Annotated in this window: 17 protein-coding genes and 2 tRNA genes; 3 read left to right on the forward strand and 16 right to left on the reverse strand. The window is 65.2% G+C overall.

Going from position 1 to position 12,965, the window contains the following annotated elements; genetic code table 11:
• The 13 genes from J2751_RS03610 to J2751_RS03670 all read right to left on the reverse strand — a co-directional run bounded on the left by J2751_RS03610 (position 1) and on the right by J2751_RS03670 (position 8,151).
• Positions 1-399 carry a 50S ribosomal protein L14 gene (locus tag J2751_RS03610; protein WP_209483251.1) on the reverse strand — a complete coding sequence of 133 codons (399 nt, stop codon included), beginning with the start codon at positions 397-399 and terminating at the stop codon, positions 1-3.
• Positions 399-743 (reverse strand): 30S ribosomal protein S17, encoded by a 345-nt coding sequence (locus J2751_RS03615; RefSeq protein WP_209483253.1) that lies wholly within the window; start codon positions 741-743, stop codon positions 399-401. The genes J2751_RS03610 and J2751_RS03615 overlap by 1 nt, the downstream gene beginning before the upstream one ends.
• Positions 734-1,192 (reverse strand): ribonuclease P protein component 1, encoded by a 459-nt coding sequence (locus J2751_RS03620; protein ID WP_209483254.1) that lies wholly within the window; start codon positions 1,190-1,192, stop codon positions 734-736. The genes J2751_RS03615 and J2751_RS03620 overlap by 10 nt, the downstream gene beginning before the upstream one ends.
• Before the next feature lie 4 nt (positions 1,193-1,196).
• Positions 1,197-1,409 (reverse strand): 50S ribosomal protein L29, encoded by a 213-nt coding sequence (rpmC, locus tag J2751_RS03625; RefSeq protein ID WP_209483256.1) that lies wholly within the window; start codon positions 1,407-1,409, stop codon positions 1,197-1,199.
• Between the two features lies 1 nt (position 1,410).
• On the reverse strand, positions 1,411-2,358 hold the full coding sequence (locus tag J2751_RS03630) for a 30S ribosomal protein S3 (protein WP_209483258.1): 948 nt from the start codon (positions 2,356-2,358) through the stop codon (positions 1,411-1,413).
• Positions 2,358-2,828 (reverse strand): 50S ribosomal protein L22, encoded by a 471-nt coding sequence (locus J2751_RS03635; protein WP_209483260.1) that lies wholly within the window; start codon positions 2,826-2,828, stop codon positions 2,358-2,360. The genes J2751_RS03630 and J2751_RS03635 overlap by 1 nt, the downstream gene beginning before the upstream one ends.
• A gap of 3 nt (positions 2,829-2,831) precedes the next feature.
• Positions 2,832-3,257 (reverse strand): 30S ribosomal protein S19, encoded by a 426-nt coding sequence (locus J2751_RS03640; RefSeq protein WP_209483262.1) that lies wholly within the window; start codon positions 3,255-3,257, stop codon positions 2,832-2,834.
• Complete coding sequence (locus J2751_RS03645) at positions 3,254-3,976, reverse strand: 50S ribosomal protein L2 (protein ID WP_209483265.1); 723 nt, start codon at positions 3,974-3,976, stop codon at positions 3,254-3,256. Before J2751_RS03645 ends, J2751_RS03640 begins: the two co-directional genes overlap by 4 nt.
• 1 nt (position 3,977) lies before the next feature.
• A complete protein-coding gene (locus tag J2751_RS03650) occupies positions 3,978-4,232 on the reverse strand; it encodes a 50S ribosomal protein L23 (protein WP_209483266.1) in 255 nt (84 codons plus the stop codon).
• Complete coding sequence (gene rpl4p / locus J2751_RS03655; protein WP_209483267.1) at positions 4,229-4,975, reverse strand: 50S ribosomal protein L4; 747 nt, start codon at positions 4,973-4,975, stop codon at positions 4,229-4,231. The genes J2751_RS03650 and rpl4p overlap by 4 nt, the downstream gene beginning before the upstream one ends.
• 3 nt (positions 4,976-4,978) lie before the next feature.
• Positions 4,979-5,995 (reverse strand): 50S ribosomal protein L3, encoded by a 1,017-nt coding sequence (locus J2751_RS03660; protein WP_209483268.1) that lies wholly within the window; start codon positions 5,993-5,995, stop codon positions 4,979-4,981.
• 4 nt (positions 5,996-5,999) lie between these two features.
• Positions 6,000-6,866 (reverse strand): putative RNA uridine N3 methyltransferase, encoded by an 867-nt coding sequence (locus J2751_RS03665; RefSeq protein ID WP_209483270.1) that lies wholly within the window; start codon positions 6,864-6,866, stop codon positions 6,000-6,002.
• A gap of 181 nt (positions 6,867-7,047) precedes the next feature.
• Positions 7,048-8,151: a molybdopterin-dependent oxidoreductase gene (locus J2751_RS03670; RefSeq protein WP_209483272.1), complete on the reverse strand. Its 1,104-nt coding sequence runs from the start codon at positions 8,149-8,151 to the stop codon at positions 7,048-7,050.
• Positions 8,152-8,312: 161 nt separating this feature from the next.
• Here J2751_RS03670 and J2751_RS03675 point away from each other — a divergent pair.
• Both J2751_RS03675 and J2751_RS03680 read left to right on the forward strand, forming a co-directional pair.
• Positions 8,313-8,383, forward strand: a tRNA-Gly gene (locus J2751_RS03675).
• A gap of 1,191 nt (positions 8,384-9,574) precedes the next feature.
• A tRNA-Phe gene (locus J2751_RS03680) sits at positions 9,575-9,648 on the forward strand.
• A 31-nt stretch (positions 9,649-9,679) separates the two neighbouring features.
• On the opposite strand, the gene J2751_RS03685 is transcribed toward J2751_RS03680, so the two are convergent.
• Positions 9,680-11,254, reverse strand: coding sequence for an HTTM domain-containing protein (locus J2751_RS03685; protein ID WP_209483274.1), 1,575 nt, complete (start codon positions 11,252-11,254; stop codon positions 9,680-9,682).
• Between the two features lie 144 nt (positions 11,255-11,398).
• Positions 11,399-11,953, reverse strand: a complete 555-nt coding sequence (locus J2751_RS03690; protein WP_209483276.1) for a hypothetical protein — start codon at positions 11,951-11,953, stop codon at positions 11,399-11,401.
• Positions 11,954-12,174: 221 nt separating this feature from the next.
• Between J2751_RS03690 and J2751_RS03695 the strand changes: the two genes are divergently transcribed.
• Positions 12,175-12,381, forward strand: coding sequence for a cold-shock protein (locus tag J2751_RS03695; RefSeq protein WP_209483278.1), 207 nt, complete (start codon positions 12,175-12,177; stop codon positions 12,379-12,381).
• 158 nt (positions 12,382-12,539) lie between these two features.
• Here J2751_RS03695 and J2751_RS03700 read toward each other — a convergent pair whose 3' ends face one another.
• Positions 12,540-12,854 carry a 2Fe-2S iron-sulfur cluster-binding protein gene (locus J2751_RS03700; RefSeq protein ID WP_209483280.1) on the reverse strand — a complete coding sequence of 105 codons (315 nt, stop codon included), beginning with the start codon at positions 12,852-12,854 and terminating at the stop codon, positions 12,540-12,542.
• Positions 12,855-12,965 lie beyond the last annotated feature (111 nt).

Genomic DNA, 12,965 nt, shown 5'->3' on the forward strand with positions numbered 1-12,965 from the left:
TTATACGATCATCGTCGCGGTGGACGCGATGCTCCCGTAGCGCTCGGCGACCTCGCGTGCGATCGGACCCTTGATCTCGGTCCCTCGCGGCTCGTCGAGGTCGTCGATGATCACGGCCGCGTTGTCCTCGAACTTCACACGCATGCCGTCCGGACGGCGGATCGGCTTGCGCTGGCGGACGACGACCGCCTCCAGCACCTGCCGCCGCATCTCCGGCGTCCCTTTGGTGACCGAGACGGTCACCTTGTCGCCGATACCCGCCTTCGGATGTCGGTTCTTCGTGCCGGAGTAGCCGGACACGGAGATCACCTTCAGCTCACGCGCGCCGGTGTTGTCGGCACACGTGATCAGCGAGCCCTTCGAGAGCCCCTGTGTGACGTCGGCCTTGAGCGCCTCCATCACTGATCACCCGAGCGGTTCTCGACGACGACGTGGGACTTCGTCTTCGAGAGCGGTCGCGTCTCCGCGATCGTCACTTCGTCACCTTCTTCGAGCGAGTCGAGCACGCCCGGCACGTGTGCCGGGATGCGCGACCGACGCTTCATGTACCGGTCGTATTTCGGTACGAACACGTCGTATTCTCGCTCGACGATGACGGTCTTTGCCATATCCGTCGACACGACCGTCCCCTCTCGGAGCTGGCCGCGGACGGGAAGCTGCCCGTAAAACGGACACTTCTCGTAGTCGTAATCCTCCGGATCGGTTGGTTCCGGAGGCATGGGTACGTCGATTCCTATCGCCATTGTGAGACACCTCGTTCGGTGCGTTCGGCGGGTCGATCCCGCAACTGCGTGCCATCCACCGTTACGTAGACCACGTCTTTGCACTCGCCTCGCCGGCTCGCCGAGTCCGCGCCGTCACCGACGACGGCGGTTGTGGACTCGGACGGGCCGGACTGACGGGGGCGGACCCCCGTAGTATCCGGCCCGAGTTGGGACGCAGACCCCGACGATTGGCCGTCGTCGGCGGCTTCATCTGTGCGTGCGGTCGCCGACTCGACGACCGCGAACTCGAACGTCGTGCCCGATTTGGGCACCCGCTTGTCCCCCGACCCGGTCCGCACCACGAGGGTGTTGACCGTCTCGAACAGCACGCGGCCCGCGATCCCGACGTGGGCATCGCTGGCGGCGTCGGCCACCCGAACCGGGAGGCCGACAAGTTCGTGCCGTGTGAGCGTTTCGGGGGAGATCATCGTGTTACTCGTCGTCGAAGTCGCCTTCTTCCGCTTGGATCGTCTTGATCCGCGCGATCGTCTTCTTCAGCTCGTTCATCCGGCCGGGGCTTTCCGGCATTCCGCCGGCCGCCTGCTGTGCCTTCGTGTTGAGCAGCTCGGTCTCGAGCTCCTCAAGTTCGACCTCCCGCTCGGCTGCGGTCATGTCACGGATCTCTTCGGTGTAGAGGATCGCCATGTTACTCGTCCTCCTCGGTTTCTTCGTCCGCAGCTTCCATCTCCGCGACCAAGTCGGCCGCTTCGGACTCTATTTCCTCGTCGAGCTCGTCGAGCTCGTCGGGTTCGTCCTCGACCTCGCCGGTCTCGATCGGTTCCTCCGCGGGGGCATCAGTCGCGTCGCCACCCGTTTCGGCGGCTTCCTCGACGACCTCTTCGACGACTTCCTCGTCGATGAGGTCGGCGGGATCCTCGTCAGGAACCTCGACGTCGTCGTCAGCCCCGACGTCCGGAACCTCCTCGGGTTCCTCCTCTAAGAGCGCCTCGACGCCCTCGTCGTCGGCCCCGTCGGCCTGCTCGACTTCGGGGACCTCCGCGTCCTCGATCACGTCGAAGTCGTCCGGAAGCTTCGCTCCCGGCGGGATAATCTTCACGTTGACGCCGATCGTCCCGAGCTTCATGACGGCGACGCCCTGTCCGTGGTCGACCACTTCCTGTGCCGGTTCGCCGTTGTGTTTGATGTAGCCGCGGTTGAACTTCTCGACGCGCGAGCGCGCACCCGTGACCTTCCCGCTCAGTACGATCTCGGCACCCAGCGCACCCGCATCCATGATCCGGTCGATCGTCGTGTGGCCGGCCTTCCGGAAGTACCAGCCACGCTCCAAGGCGTTCGCGAGACGGTCCGCGACGATCTGTGCGTTCAGGTCCGGCTCGTCGACCTCCTGTACGTCGATCTGGGGGTCGTCCATCCCGAAGCGGTCCTCGAGCTCCGTGGTGATCTTCCGGATGTTCTTTCCGCCCTTCCCGATGACCATTCCCGGTTTCTCGGCCTTCAGGACGATCTGCGTGCCCATCGGGGTCTTGGCGACATCCATGCCGCCGTACCCGGCGCGGCCGAGTTCGTCCGCGAAGAACTCGTTGATCTGTGACCGCCGAAGCCCGTCCTCGATGAATTGGTGTTCGTCAGCCATTAGCTATCGACCTCCGCGTCCGGCTCCTCGATAATGAGTTCGACATCGGCGAGCGTCGTGTTCCACTGGGTCGCCCCCGCGGCTCGCGGGTTTCGACCCGGTCGCTCCCCGACCTTGTGGGGGGCGACGTGTTTGATGAGCATCTCGTCGCCGTCGAACCCCTGTTCGGTCGCGTTGTTCTTGACGTTCTCTAGGAGCTTGAGGAAGTCCTTCGCGGCCTTGGCGGGATACCGACCCGCGTCCCAGCCGTCGATGTCCGAGCGGTGACCCGCGCCGGCGTTGTGCTGGCGCATCGGTACCGACCGCTCCTCGTCGATGACGGCCTGGAGGAACTCCTCGGCGTCGGCGACGGTCTCGCCTTTGATCTCCCGGGAGATCTCCTTGCTGTCCTTCACGCTGATGGGCCGGTCGCGGAGCATCCCCTTGGCGGTGGTGTCCGGGTCGGCCTCGACGCTGTAGTTGATTCCCATGGGTTACTTGAGAGGCACGAACTTCGAGGACCGGGTCGCGCCGATGCCGGCCTGTCCGTGTGACACGGTGCTTCGGGTGAGGTGGAACTCGCCGAGATAATGACCGATCATCTCGGGTTCGACCTGCACGCGCTCGAAACTGTGTCCGTTGTACACGGCAAAGGTGATACCGACGAACTCCGGCAGTATCGGCATGTCGCGCAGATGCGTCCGGATCGGGTCGTCGGCCGTCTCCTCTTTGTCGCGGTTCCGGGCTCTTTCGAGCAGCTTCTCGTGCTCGACGCCCAGTCCTCGCGTGATACTTCGCCGCTGACGTGCGGGGAGCAGTTCCGCGACCTCATCTACGTCCATCGCCTGCAGCTCGTCGAGTGAGTGACCGCGGTAGGCGAACTCCTTGCCCTCGCGGCCGGTTCGGTATTCGGAACTCATTTGTTGCTACCTCGTCCGGTGCGTTTGGATGCGATGTCTCCGACCTTCCGTCCCGGCGGGGCGTCCCGCGAGACCGATTTCGGCTGGCCCGGGTGTTGACGGCCACCCCCACCGAAGGGGTGGTCGACGGCGTTCATCGCGACGCCGCGGACGCGCGGGTATTTCGTTCCACGCGCCTTCATCTTGTGGTGTTTGTTGCCGGCCTTGACGAACGGCTTCTCCGTCCGTCCCCCGCCGGCGACCACGCCGATCGTGGCGCGGCACTGCGGGTCGAGCCGTTTTACTTCCCCGCTGGGAAGCTCGACGACCGTGACATCACGGTCGTGGGTGAGAAGCGTCGCCGAGACGCCCGAGGCGCGGGCGAACTTTCCGCCGTCGCCGCGGTTGCTCTCGACATTACAAACCGGAACGCCCTCTGGGATCTCCGCCAACGGGAGTGTGTTTCCGGGCTTGATCTCCGCCGAGACGCCGACCTGAATCGTATCGCCCACGCTCACGCCTTCCGGCGCGAGCACGAGCCGACGGTCGTCGTCCTCAAACTCGATCTCCGCGAGCGGAGCCGAGCGGGCGGGGTCGTGTTCGATCCCGACGATCTCGCCGGTGATCGTGTCCACGTCCTCAAGCTTCTTATGCGACAGTTCCGCCTTGTAGCGGTGGGACGGGGCCCGGAACGTTGGGCCGCCGCGTCCACGCCGCTGTCCTTGAATTCGTCGTCCCATCTCAGAACACCCCGATTCGTGAGGCTATTTCGGTCGCGTCGTCGTCGTCCGACAGCGTGACCGTCGCCTTCTTTTTGCCCTTCGAGGTCACTTGCGTGTTCACGTCGACGACGACGACATCGTACCGGCTCTCGATCTCGTCGCGGATCTCCGGTTTCGTCGCGTCGACATCGACGAGGAACAGCAGCTTGTTCTTGAAGTCCATCTCGTTCATCGCCTGCTCGGTGACGAGCGGGTGCTCGATGAGCGAACTCATCGGTCGGCCACCTCCTCGATCGCCGACTCGGTCCACAGCGTGAGTCGTCCCGGGTGTGTTCCGGGCGCGAGGTCCTCCGCGTTGACCTCGCGAGCGGTCGCGACATCGACGCCCGCGAGGTTGCGGGCGGCGCGGGACGGCTCCTCGCTGGTGACGACGAGAACGGACTTCGGCTGGCTGTACTTGCGGCCGCGGGCCTTCCCCTGTCCTGCTCGGACGGAGCGACCCTCCTCGGCGCGGTCGATGTCGGCGTCGACGCCGACAGCCTCGAGGAACGCGAGCGCCTCCTGCGTCTTGTTGAGTTCCTCGAACTCGTCGCTCACGACGAGCGGAAGATCGAGGTCCGAATCGAACGCGTGGCCGCGCTCGGCGACGAGCTCGGCGTCGGCGGTGGCCGCGATGGCCGACCGGATCGCGAGCTGTCGTTCCTTGTCGTTCAGGCTCTTCGTCTGGTCCTTCTCGGCCTTCGGCGGATGCGCAGCGCGGCCCGACACGGCGTGCGGGACGCGGCGAGCGACGTTCTCGGAGCGCGGGACGTGTGCGAGCCCGCGACCGGAGCCGAACGACTCCGCGGGGGTTCGCAGCCCGGCGAACTCGTCGGCACCGTAGGCCTGTTTCCGGTTAGCCTGTGCGGCGGAGACCGCCCGACCGATGAGATCCGGTCGGAACGCGGTCTCGAAGATCGCCGGCAGCTCGATGCTGCCCGCGTCCCCGCCGTCCAGGTCGTGTACTGTTGCGTTCATGAATTATCCCTGGTTGGATGCGGTGGATACGTACCGGACCTCGGGGTCGAGGCGCGGCTGGTCGTTCGGCCGGATGGCCGGTCGGAAGCGAAGCAGACGCTGTTCCGGTCCCGGCAGCGAGCCCTTGATGAGCGCGTACTCGCCGTCGACCTCGCCGTAGTTGACGAAGCCGCCGTCGACGGAGGCGTCGTCGCCCTCGCCGAAGTCGATGAGACGCTTGTTGAGCTCGGTGCGCTGGTGGTAGCCGGTCTGGCCCTGCTGGGGAACGGTGGAGCGGACGCGGGAGGGGTTCCACGGACCGAGGTTACCGATCCGACGCCGCCATCCCTGACGGGCGTGTTTGCCCTTCCGCTTCTGTACGCCCCATCGCTTGACGGGACCCTGCGTTCCCTTCCCCTTCGTGATGCCGGAGACATCCGTGTACTGCCCCGCGCGGAAGACGTCGCCGAACTCGTGGGCGCCGCCGTCCTCGACGAGGTCGAGCGCGAAGTCGGCCCGCTCCGCGAGGGAGCCGCCGCCGACCCGCGTCTCCATGACATCGGGCTTCTTTTTCGGCACGTTCGCGAGCTCCGAGGGCGACGTGTGCGTGATGACGCGAACGTCGTCGACGACGCCGTCGTCGAGGAGCGCTCGTAGCTCCTCGGCGTCCTCCTCGAAGGTGTTCTCCGCCGGGAGGTCGAGGGCCCGGTCGAGCTCCTCGTGGAACTCGGCGGTCCAGACCTCGGCGACCGGCTTCTGTCCGTACGGTGTGTGTTCGTAGGCTCGAACGGCGACGGCGTGCATCGGCGGCGTCTCCACCACCGTGACGGGGACGGACTCCTCCATCCCCTCCCGCGGCGAGTCCGCCTCGTCGTTGACCATCATGACGTGGGTCATCCCGGCTTTGTAGCCGGCAAAGCCCTGTAGCGCAGGGGACCCATCGTCGTCTGGCCACGAGCGGATACGCGGTACTTCGCTGTCCGCGCGGGTGCGTGGGCCGTAGCCCAGCGAGCCTTTTCGTGGTCGGCTTGGTTGTGGCATGTGTTTACTCCGTGAGTGTGAGCGAGCCGAGGGTCGCGAACAGAGCCTCCTCCGTTCGGACTACCCCGCTGCCCTGTGCCGGGATCGTGTTCAGCCAGAGGTCGAACCCCGGATCGGGTTCGACTCGGCGGCCGTCTGAGACGGCCGTGCGGACGTCCTCGGGCGATAGCCCGAGCATCTCCGGAAGCCCCCGTTCGGGCGCGCCGAAGGCGACGGTGTATCCGCCGGCCTCCCGCGCGTCCGGGACGATGTCGCCAAGCCGCGAGACGGAGAGTTCCTCCCCGTGTCGCGACGTTGCGACGGCGAGTTCGTCGCCGTCGAGCGCTTCCGAAAGGTCCGCGCCCACGACCTGGAAACCGTCCTCCGGCTTCCCGGTGATGCGGGCGCGGACCGGTTCTCTCGAAGAGATCCTGATGGTGACGCGCTCCCCCTGCTCGACCTCCATTCCAGAGGGAACGAGCAGTGAGATCGGGTGTTCCCCCAGCGGGGAATTGACCCGAACGCGGCCTTCAGGTCCGACCTCGGTCACGAGTCCCTGTGTTATCGACTCGTCCCCGTCGGGGGACGAGCCGGTCCGCCATGACACGCGGAGCGGCGGTAGCACGCCGACGTACCGGAGGGCGTCGCGTTCGCCCCAGAGGTCCTTTCGGAGCTCCGGCGGCGTCGCGGCGTACCCCAGCACGGCACGAACGTACTCCCCACCCCGGCGGCGTTCGCCTTCCCGGTCCGGGAAGACGACGAGCCGGTCCGCCCGGAACACCGCCGCCGCACGGGCGACGTAGCCGAGTTTGCGAGTTGCCTCGCGATCGTCTTCGGCTTCCCGGACGACCGAAGACGGAACACAGATCGTGACTCCGTCTTCGGTACGCATCGTGACGAGACTGTACTCTCGATTTCGGACGACAACCTAAAAGGATAGCGGTCCCGTTTTCGGGCTGTGGACCGTTCACACGGCGCTTTCACGGGGTTTCGGCCGGTCCTCCGAGACCGGAACGGAACGGAATAGGACCGTCCGGATCCAGAAGCGGACCGGCCGGGACCGATATCGACGGTCAATCGTCGAAGCCACTTATAAGAGTGACTACCCACTGTGCGGGGTCGCGCTCGGACCGGACCTCGACGCGGGTCACCCACTTCACCCACTGAAACCCTCGACGGCCCGGCGCGACGAGCCTCGCGGGCGCGCCGTGACCGTGTGCGAGCCGGTCGTCGGCAACGTGAGTCGCCAGCAGTGCGTCCTCGGCCTCCGCAAGCGGGAGACTCCATCGATAGCCAGTGACGGAGACGAACCTGACGTACGCGGGCTCGTCGTCGATTCCGTCCCCGACCCCACCTGCTGCCTCCAGCAGGTCGCCCACCCGGACCCCGCCCCACTCCTGTACCGTGTACCAGCCGCTCGTACAGTCGAGCAGCGCCTCCGTCTCGTCACCGGCGACGAGCTCGTCCGGCGTGAACGCCCGCGGCTCGTCGACGAGCCCCACTACCGAGAGCCGGTACTCGCTCCGGTCGATCGGGTCGGGATCGTCGGCGACCCACGAGGTGACGGGAAACGAGAAGTTCCCTTCGCCCTCCCGGAGTTGTGATCCGGTGAACCGTCGGTCCGCGCCCGGCGTCGAGAGCAGCCGGTTGACGCCCTGCTGAAGACGATACGTCACCGCACCCGCGACGAGGAGCACGGTGTACTGGACCGCGGTTCGGCGTCCCTCGAAGTCGACCCGCCGTGGCGGTCGGAACCGCGTCGAAGCGTGAAGCACGACGAGCGGGACCAGCGCAAGCCCGAATCCGACGTGAACCGACAGCAGCGTCCAGTAGGAGATCCGGACATCGAGTCCGAACACCCAGACGATCCCCGTCGAGAGCGCGCCGAGCGCGGCAACGAGCGTCAGTACCGAGAGGGCGGTCGAACGCTGCCACAGTTTTCGATCAAGAAGTCTGTGTCGCACGCGCGCGAGCTTGAACCCGATCAGGGCGATGATCGCGAGGCCGAGCGCCCGATGAAGCCAGAACACCGGCCAGCCGTCCGGCGTGCCGATCGTAAAGGAAACGAGCCCCGTCGCGACCTCCGCGAGAACGACGACGAGCAGCGACCAGTCGACGATCCGCGGCGGCGGCTCCAGTCGGTCGATGGCGCGGGATGCCCGCTCCCGGATCCGCATACCGTCTCCTCGGGAGGTCGTAATATAAGCGTTGTCCGGGTGGTCTCACGCGGTTTCGGCGTGGTCGATCCGCCTCCGGTCGCTCGGTTCGATCCGGGCTGCCGCCGCGTCGATGTGATAGGTTTAAGTGTCTCACCGACGCATCAGCGAATGCGAAGCACGCACCGGTAGTGTAGTGGTATCACGCAACCTTGCCATGGTTGCAACCCGAGTTCAAATCTCGGCCGGTGCACTCCCTGCGGTCGTGCCCCGCCCGGCTTCCCGCTCGCATTGCTCGCGGGAATCTCGGCCGGTGCATTTTGCGAACGAAGTGAGCAAAATCACTGCGAGTGTGAACTCCGAACGACGCAGCGGTGAGCGAAGCGAACCGACCGTCGTTCCCCAGTTCAAATCTCGGCCGGTGTACTCCCTGCGGTCGTGCCCCGCCCGGCTTCCCGCTCGCATTGCTCGCGGGAATCTCGGCCGGTGCACTTCCGACTGACTCCGTCAGTCGACGTTCCGTTCGTTTCACTCACGGAACTCCCTGCGATCGTTCTCGGTTGTACCGTCGTCGGGTGTTCCGTATGAACTCAAGACTCTCTTGGATGTCTCTTCTAGCGATGTCACTCAGATCGATGGCAATGAGATCGTATTTAAAAAGTGTGTGAACGGCTGCGACGATGGGTTATAAACAAGCGATGCGGTGGCGTCACCGGCGCCACCGGTGACAGGGCGAGAGCGGAGCTCTCGCTAGCAACCGGCGGCTTTGCCGCCGGTGACGAGGTTGGGGAGGCGTGAGGTGCGGGTGCGGTGCGGGGTGGGACTCAAACGGACAGCCTGCTCCGGGAAGATGGGCGTTCACGAGAGCGGCGCTCTCGTGAGCCGATCAGAACGCGCCGCGTTCTGATGACGACGCAAGCAGTTAAAAGGGCGAGCGCAGCGAGCTGTGTGAGCGCGCAGCGAGCCCCTCGACCGGAGCAGACTGGGGCTTTGGAGGTGTCCACCGTTGATTCGGTGCCAAGCGCTTGTAAACGAACAGCTGGAGGGATGGAACCGTTCACCACAGCACCATCTATTTATAAACTGCCGCCAGCAGCCTCGCTCGTCCACTTATAAACGCCCACCACACCCTATTGTGAGACTTACTCCCGTCATCGTTCACTGACGTATCAATGTGAACCGATCTGAACAGTCGAACGTTCTCGAACACCGCATGAAAGCCATCACTCACCCGGACAGGTCTTATTGAGTCTCCCGAGAATGTCTCGCCAATACCCTCCACGATCGGTCCGACGACGCCTTCTGCCGGCCCCCTGCTGGCCGGCGGCTTCTGGAGTTGGGAGTCAGCGATCGACGCCGCGGTCGAAACCGCACTCGACGGGTCCGGGTCGACTGCCGTCTTTCGAAATCCTTTTGTCTCGAATCGGCGTTGGTCCGAGTGCGAGCCGCCTTAGCTCAGACTGGGAGAGCACTCGACTGAAGATCGAGCTGTCCCCGGTTCAAATCCGGGAGGCGGCATAGTTTTTTATACGACCCACGGCCGAGGCAGTTACCCCGGAGCGGCGTCCGCACAGCCGATCTCGATCACCATCTGTCGGCTGGGCTCCTCGTCGAACTCGCCGTCGACGGGGCTCGACTGGATCATCCGATAAACGCGGACGTGTTCGGCGTCGACGCCGTAGTTCTCGCTCGCTTGACGACACATCCAGTCGGCGTATCCCTGCGAGATGCTTCCGCCGTCGGAGTCGCGGACGGCCTGCATGAACTTCCGGTGCCGGAAGGTGTCGTACTCCGCTGACGCGTCCGGCGGACGGTCCAAGTCGACTTCGCCGCCGGTCCGGGCGTCGATGCTCGACCCGTTCGCGAGGTCGACCCGGGGAACGTACCAGCTGTACGACGACGACGGGTCCGGTGCGTACAGCCCCCAGCTCTGTTGATCGAGCTGGCTGTAATCGATCTCGTCGGGTACGTCGTGTCCGCTGACGTCGCTCGCGCCGAACACGAGGATCCAGACGAGCACGCAGAACCCGACGACCGTGAGAAGCGAGCGCCCGTACGCGACGCCGTAGGAGACGACGGCGTCGTACTGGCCATCGCGGTAGCGCTCGATGACGCGGCGTTCGATGGGTGGTCGCTCCAACGGCCCCAGATCGTCGGCGTCGGGCAGGCGGTCGCCCCAGCGCTCGGGGACGTACCGCGAGAGCGTGTCCCAGAAGACGGCCGGGAGGAACGGGAGCACGGAGGCGGCGAGCGCGAGCGGGAACAGGCCGACCGCCATCGCGGTCAGCATGCCGAGAAACGCGGCGATGTACGCCAGCGCGGCCACCATCCGGATCCGTCCGACCGGAAGCAGCAGGAAGACGATGGACCCGGCGAGAAGCGTCACCCACGCGTAGTTCAACGTCGTCAGCACCGGCGGATAGTCGGTGATCACGTTCCCGAGGTACACCGTCATCACGTCGTTCGCCATCGCGATCCGTAGCGCCTCCCCGGTGTACCAGGTGTCGCCGGCGTGTTTCTCGATCGCGTTGGCGGTGAACACGACGAGCGGCTGGACGAGCAACGCCGCCGTCCCGAAGCTGGCGACCGTCCTGCGGGCGGATCCTCGGCGGAGCGCGTCGACCGACCACCGTTCCCCGAGCGGTGTCACGAGCGCGACGAACAGCAGGACTCGCAGGAGTCGGTCGCCGCCGTTGAGGAGAGCGGGGTTTCGGGCGTGGAGAGAGAACAGAAACACCAGCGAGATCGCTCCGACGAGCCGGGTTCGATAGCCCAACACGAACGCGACCGCGAACAGCGCCGCGACGACGAACAGCAGCTGTTGAAACCACACGTCTCCCGACAGCGCGTGGATGGAGAGTCCGTTGTACTGTGTGTACGTGAGCTCGTACGCCGCGAAGGGGTACGCCCCGCCGTCGGTGTAGAACATCTCGATGAAGGGCGCTCGGTGGATCAGATCCACGAGGAGGATCAGTCCGAGGGCGATCCGGACGGCCGCCAGCGAGCGAGTGTCGACCGCGAACCGGTCCCGAATCCGATCGCGAACGGGCGCGGTCCGCAACCATAGCTGCGTACAGCCGTCGCCGACGCGGGCGATCGGGGTCGGAAGGGTTCCTGACTGCATGCGATCCGGTCGGCCGTGTGGCCGAGTTAGTTGCTCCACGACCAGCGCGTATGTATACTTGTTGGAGACTACGATGGGTACTTCAGTTACTCCGGGCCGATCGACGATCCGAAACCGCCCGCAGCCCTCGGTTCCGTCCCGTGCTCACGTCGACCTGCCGTCGATCATCGTCGCGGCGGCGATCCCCATCGTCTGTCCCGCGCCGACGACGGCGAGCGCTGAGACCACCTCGATCGGCGTGACCGCGAGCGTGACGCCGACCGCTCCCGCGAGCGAGCACACCCACCCCACGTCGTACGCCAACGAGGTGTCTTCGACTCGTCGTGCCGTATAAAAGAAGCCGGCCGCCGGCAGCAGGACCCACGCGTACAACGCCGCCGCGAGGAGTGCGTCTGCCGGTAGGGCTATCGTCCCGTCACGTGCCAGAAATCCGAGGACCCCGGCGACGGTGGCCGGAGTGCCGGCGAGGATCACGAGCTTCCACGCACGGAGGACTCCCGAGGACATCTCGCCCCATGACGCCACGACGAACCCGACGAGCAACACGCTCATGACGAGGTGAGCCACGAACAGCGCGTATTCGGAGACGATTCCCGTCGTGGTACCGGCGACGACCGTCCATGCCGCCGGCACGAGCACCGCTGGACCGTTCTCACGAAGGCGTCGGAACACGTACGACGTTCGTCGTGTCGGCGTCATAAATCCGCCGTGCCGGTGTGGTCGGGGTCACGCTCCCGCTGGCGGATCGCCACGGACCCTCGGCACCTCGGAATCGGCGAGTTAGTCAACTCACCGGAAATAATTGTATGTATTCTCACTTCTGAGTCTCAGAGTTCAAAAACCAAGACGAATTCTCGTGTAAACCTCGTCAAGCACCACACACAAGCTTTATTCGTAAAACGGCCATCGATACGGACGCAATGGCGACAGGCAAGGTCGACTTCTTTAACGACACTGGCGGCTACGGTTTCATTTCGACGGACGATGGCGACTTGGACGACGACGAGGACGTGTTCTTCCACATGGAAGACGTCGGCGGCCCGGACCTAGAGGAGGGTCAGGAGGTCGAGTTCGACATCGAGTCCTCGCCCAAGGGCCCCCGCGCGACCAACGTCGTTCGGCAGTAGACCGGACGGAGGCGAGTCGGTCCGGTTCACGCCGGCGGCGACTCACACACACGAAAACGAGCGTTTCTTCCCCGTGGCGCGGACCTCGTCCGTCCCGGGTTGTTATCAACGACCGTAGCGAGGGCTCCGTCCGCGTCTCGATCCGTTCACGTTCCGATCTAGACGTGTTGGCCCCAGAGGCCGCGCCCTTTCGTCACTTCGATGTCTCCCTCGACGCGTGTCTGGCACGCGAGCCTGACGTCATGGCTGGGGTGGTGTGGCGGGAACCAGAGCCGTGCGCTCTCCTTTCTGCTCGGCTCGCTGACCTCGCCCTCGACCTTCACCGCGCAGGTGCCACACGATCCCATCCCACGACAGTTGAACTGCTCCGACTTGCCGTTGTACACGGAGAGTCCGGCCTCCCGAAGCACGTCGCGTAACACGGCACCCTTCTCGCACTCGATCTCCTCGCCCTCGTAGTACACGGTTGGCATGTGATGAAGTTCCGTACGTGGTCCAGCCTGATAGTTGCTGGCGTGTGCGGGTTTCCGAGCCGCGTCGTGTGTCTCTCGTTCACACGGTTCGGGTGCGGTCGCGTGTGCCGT

Source organism: Halorubrum alkaliphilum (assembly GCF_017873815.1).
Classification (GTDB): Archaea; Halobacteriota; Halobacteria; order Halobacteriales; family Haloferacaceae; genus Halorubrum; species Halorubrum alkaliphilum.

Excerpts from the sequence above, each read along its gene's own strand:
- J2751_RS03685 (WP_209483274.1), bottom strand. The coding sequence starts at position 11,254 with ATGCAGTCAGGAACCCTTCCGACCCCGATCGCCCGCGTCGGCGACGGC.
- J2751_RS03660 (WP_209483268.1), bottom strand. The coding sequence starts at position 5,995 with ATGCCACAACCAAGCCGACCACGAAAAGGCTCGCTGGGCTACGGCCCA.
- J2751_RS03610 (WP_209483251.1), bottom strand. The coding sequence starts at position 399 with ATGGAGGCGCTCAAGGCCGACGTCACACAGGGGCTCTCGAAGGGCTCG.
- J2751_RS03695 (WP_209483278.1), top strand. The coding sequence starts at position 12,175 with ATGGCGACAGGCAAGGTCGACTTCTTTAACGACACTGGCGGCTACGGT.
- J2751_RS03645 (WP_209483265.1), bottom strand. The coding sequence starts at position 3,976 with ATGGGACGACGAATTCAAGGACAGCGGCGTGGACGCGGCGGCCCAACG.
- J2751_RS03700 (WP_209483280.1), bottom strand. The coding sequence starts at position 12,854 with ATGCCAACCGTGTACTACGAGGGCGAGGAGATCGAGTGCGAGAAGGGT.
- rpmC (WP_209483256.1), bottom strand. The coding sequence starts at position 1,409 with ATGGCGATCCTCTACACCGAAGAGATCCGTGACATGACCGCAGCCGAG.
- J2751_RS03615 (WP_209483253.1), bottom strand. The coding sequence starts at position 743 with ATGGCGATAGGAATCGACGTACCCATGCCTCCGGAACCAACCGATCCG.
- J2751_RS03620 (WP_209483254.1), bottom strand. The coding sequence starts at position 1,192 with ATGATCTCCCCCGAAACGCTCACACGGCACGAACTTGTCGGCCTCCCG.
- rpl4p (WP_209483267.1), bottom strand. The coding sequence starts at position 4,975 with ATGAACGCAACAGTACACGACCTGGACGGCGGGGACGCGGGCAGCATC.
- J2751_RS03635 (WP_209483260.1), bottom strand. The coding sequence starts at position 2,828 with ATGGGAATCAACTACAGCGTCGAGGCCGACCCGGACACCACCGCCAAG.
- J2751_RS03630 (WP_209483258.1), bottom strand. The coding sequence starts at position 2,358 with ATGGCTGACGAACACCAATTCATCGAGGACGGGCTTCGGCGGTCACAG.
- J2751_RS03640 (WP_209483262.1), bottom strand. The coding sequence starts at position 3,257 with ATGAGTTCCGAATACCGAACCGGCCGCGAGGGCAAGGAGTTCGCCTAC.
- J2751_RS03665 (WP_209483270.1), bottom strand. The coding sequence starts at position 6,866 with ATGCGTACCGAAGACGGAGTCACGATCTGTGTTCCGTCTTCGGTCGTC.
- J2751_RS03670 (WP_209483272.1), bottom strand. The coding sequence starts at position 8,151 with ATGCGGATCCGGGAGCGGGCATCCCGCGCCATCGACCGACTGGAGCCG.
- J2751_RS03690 (WP_209483276.1), bottom strand. The coding sequence starts at position 11,953 with ATGACGCCGACACGACGAACGTCGTACGTGTTCCGACGCCTTCGTGAG.
- J2751_RS03650 (WP_209483266.1), bottom strand. The coding sequence starts at position 4,232 with ATGAGTTCGCTCATCGAGCACCCGCTCGTCACCGAGCAGGCGATGAAC.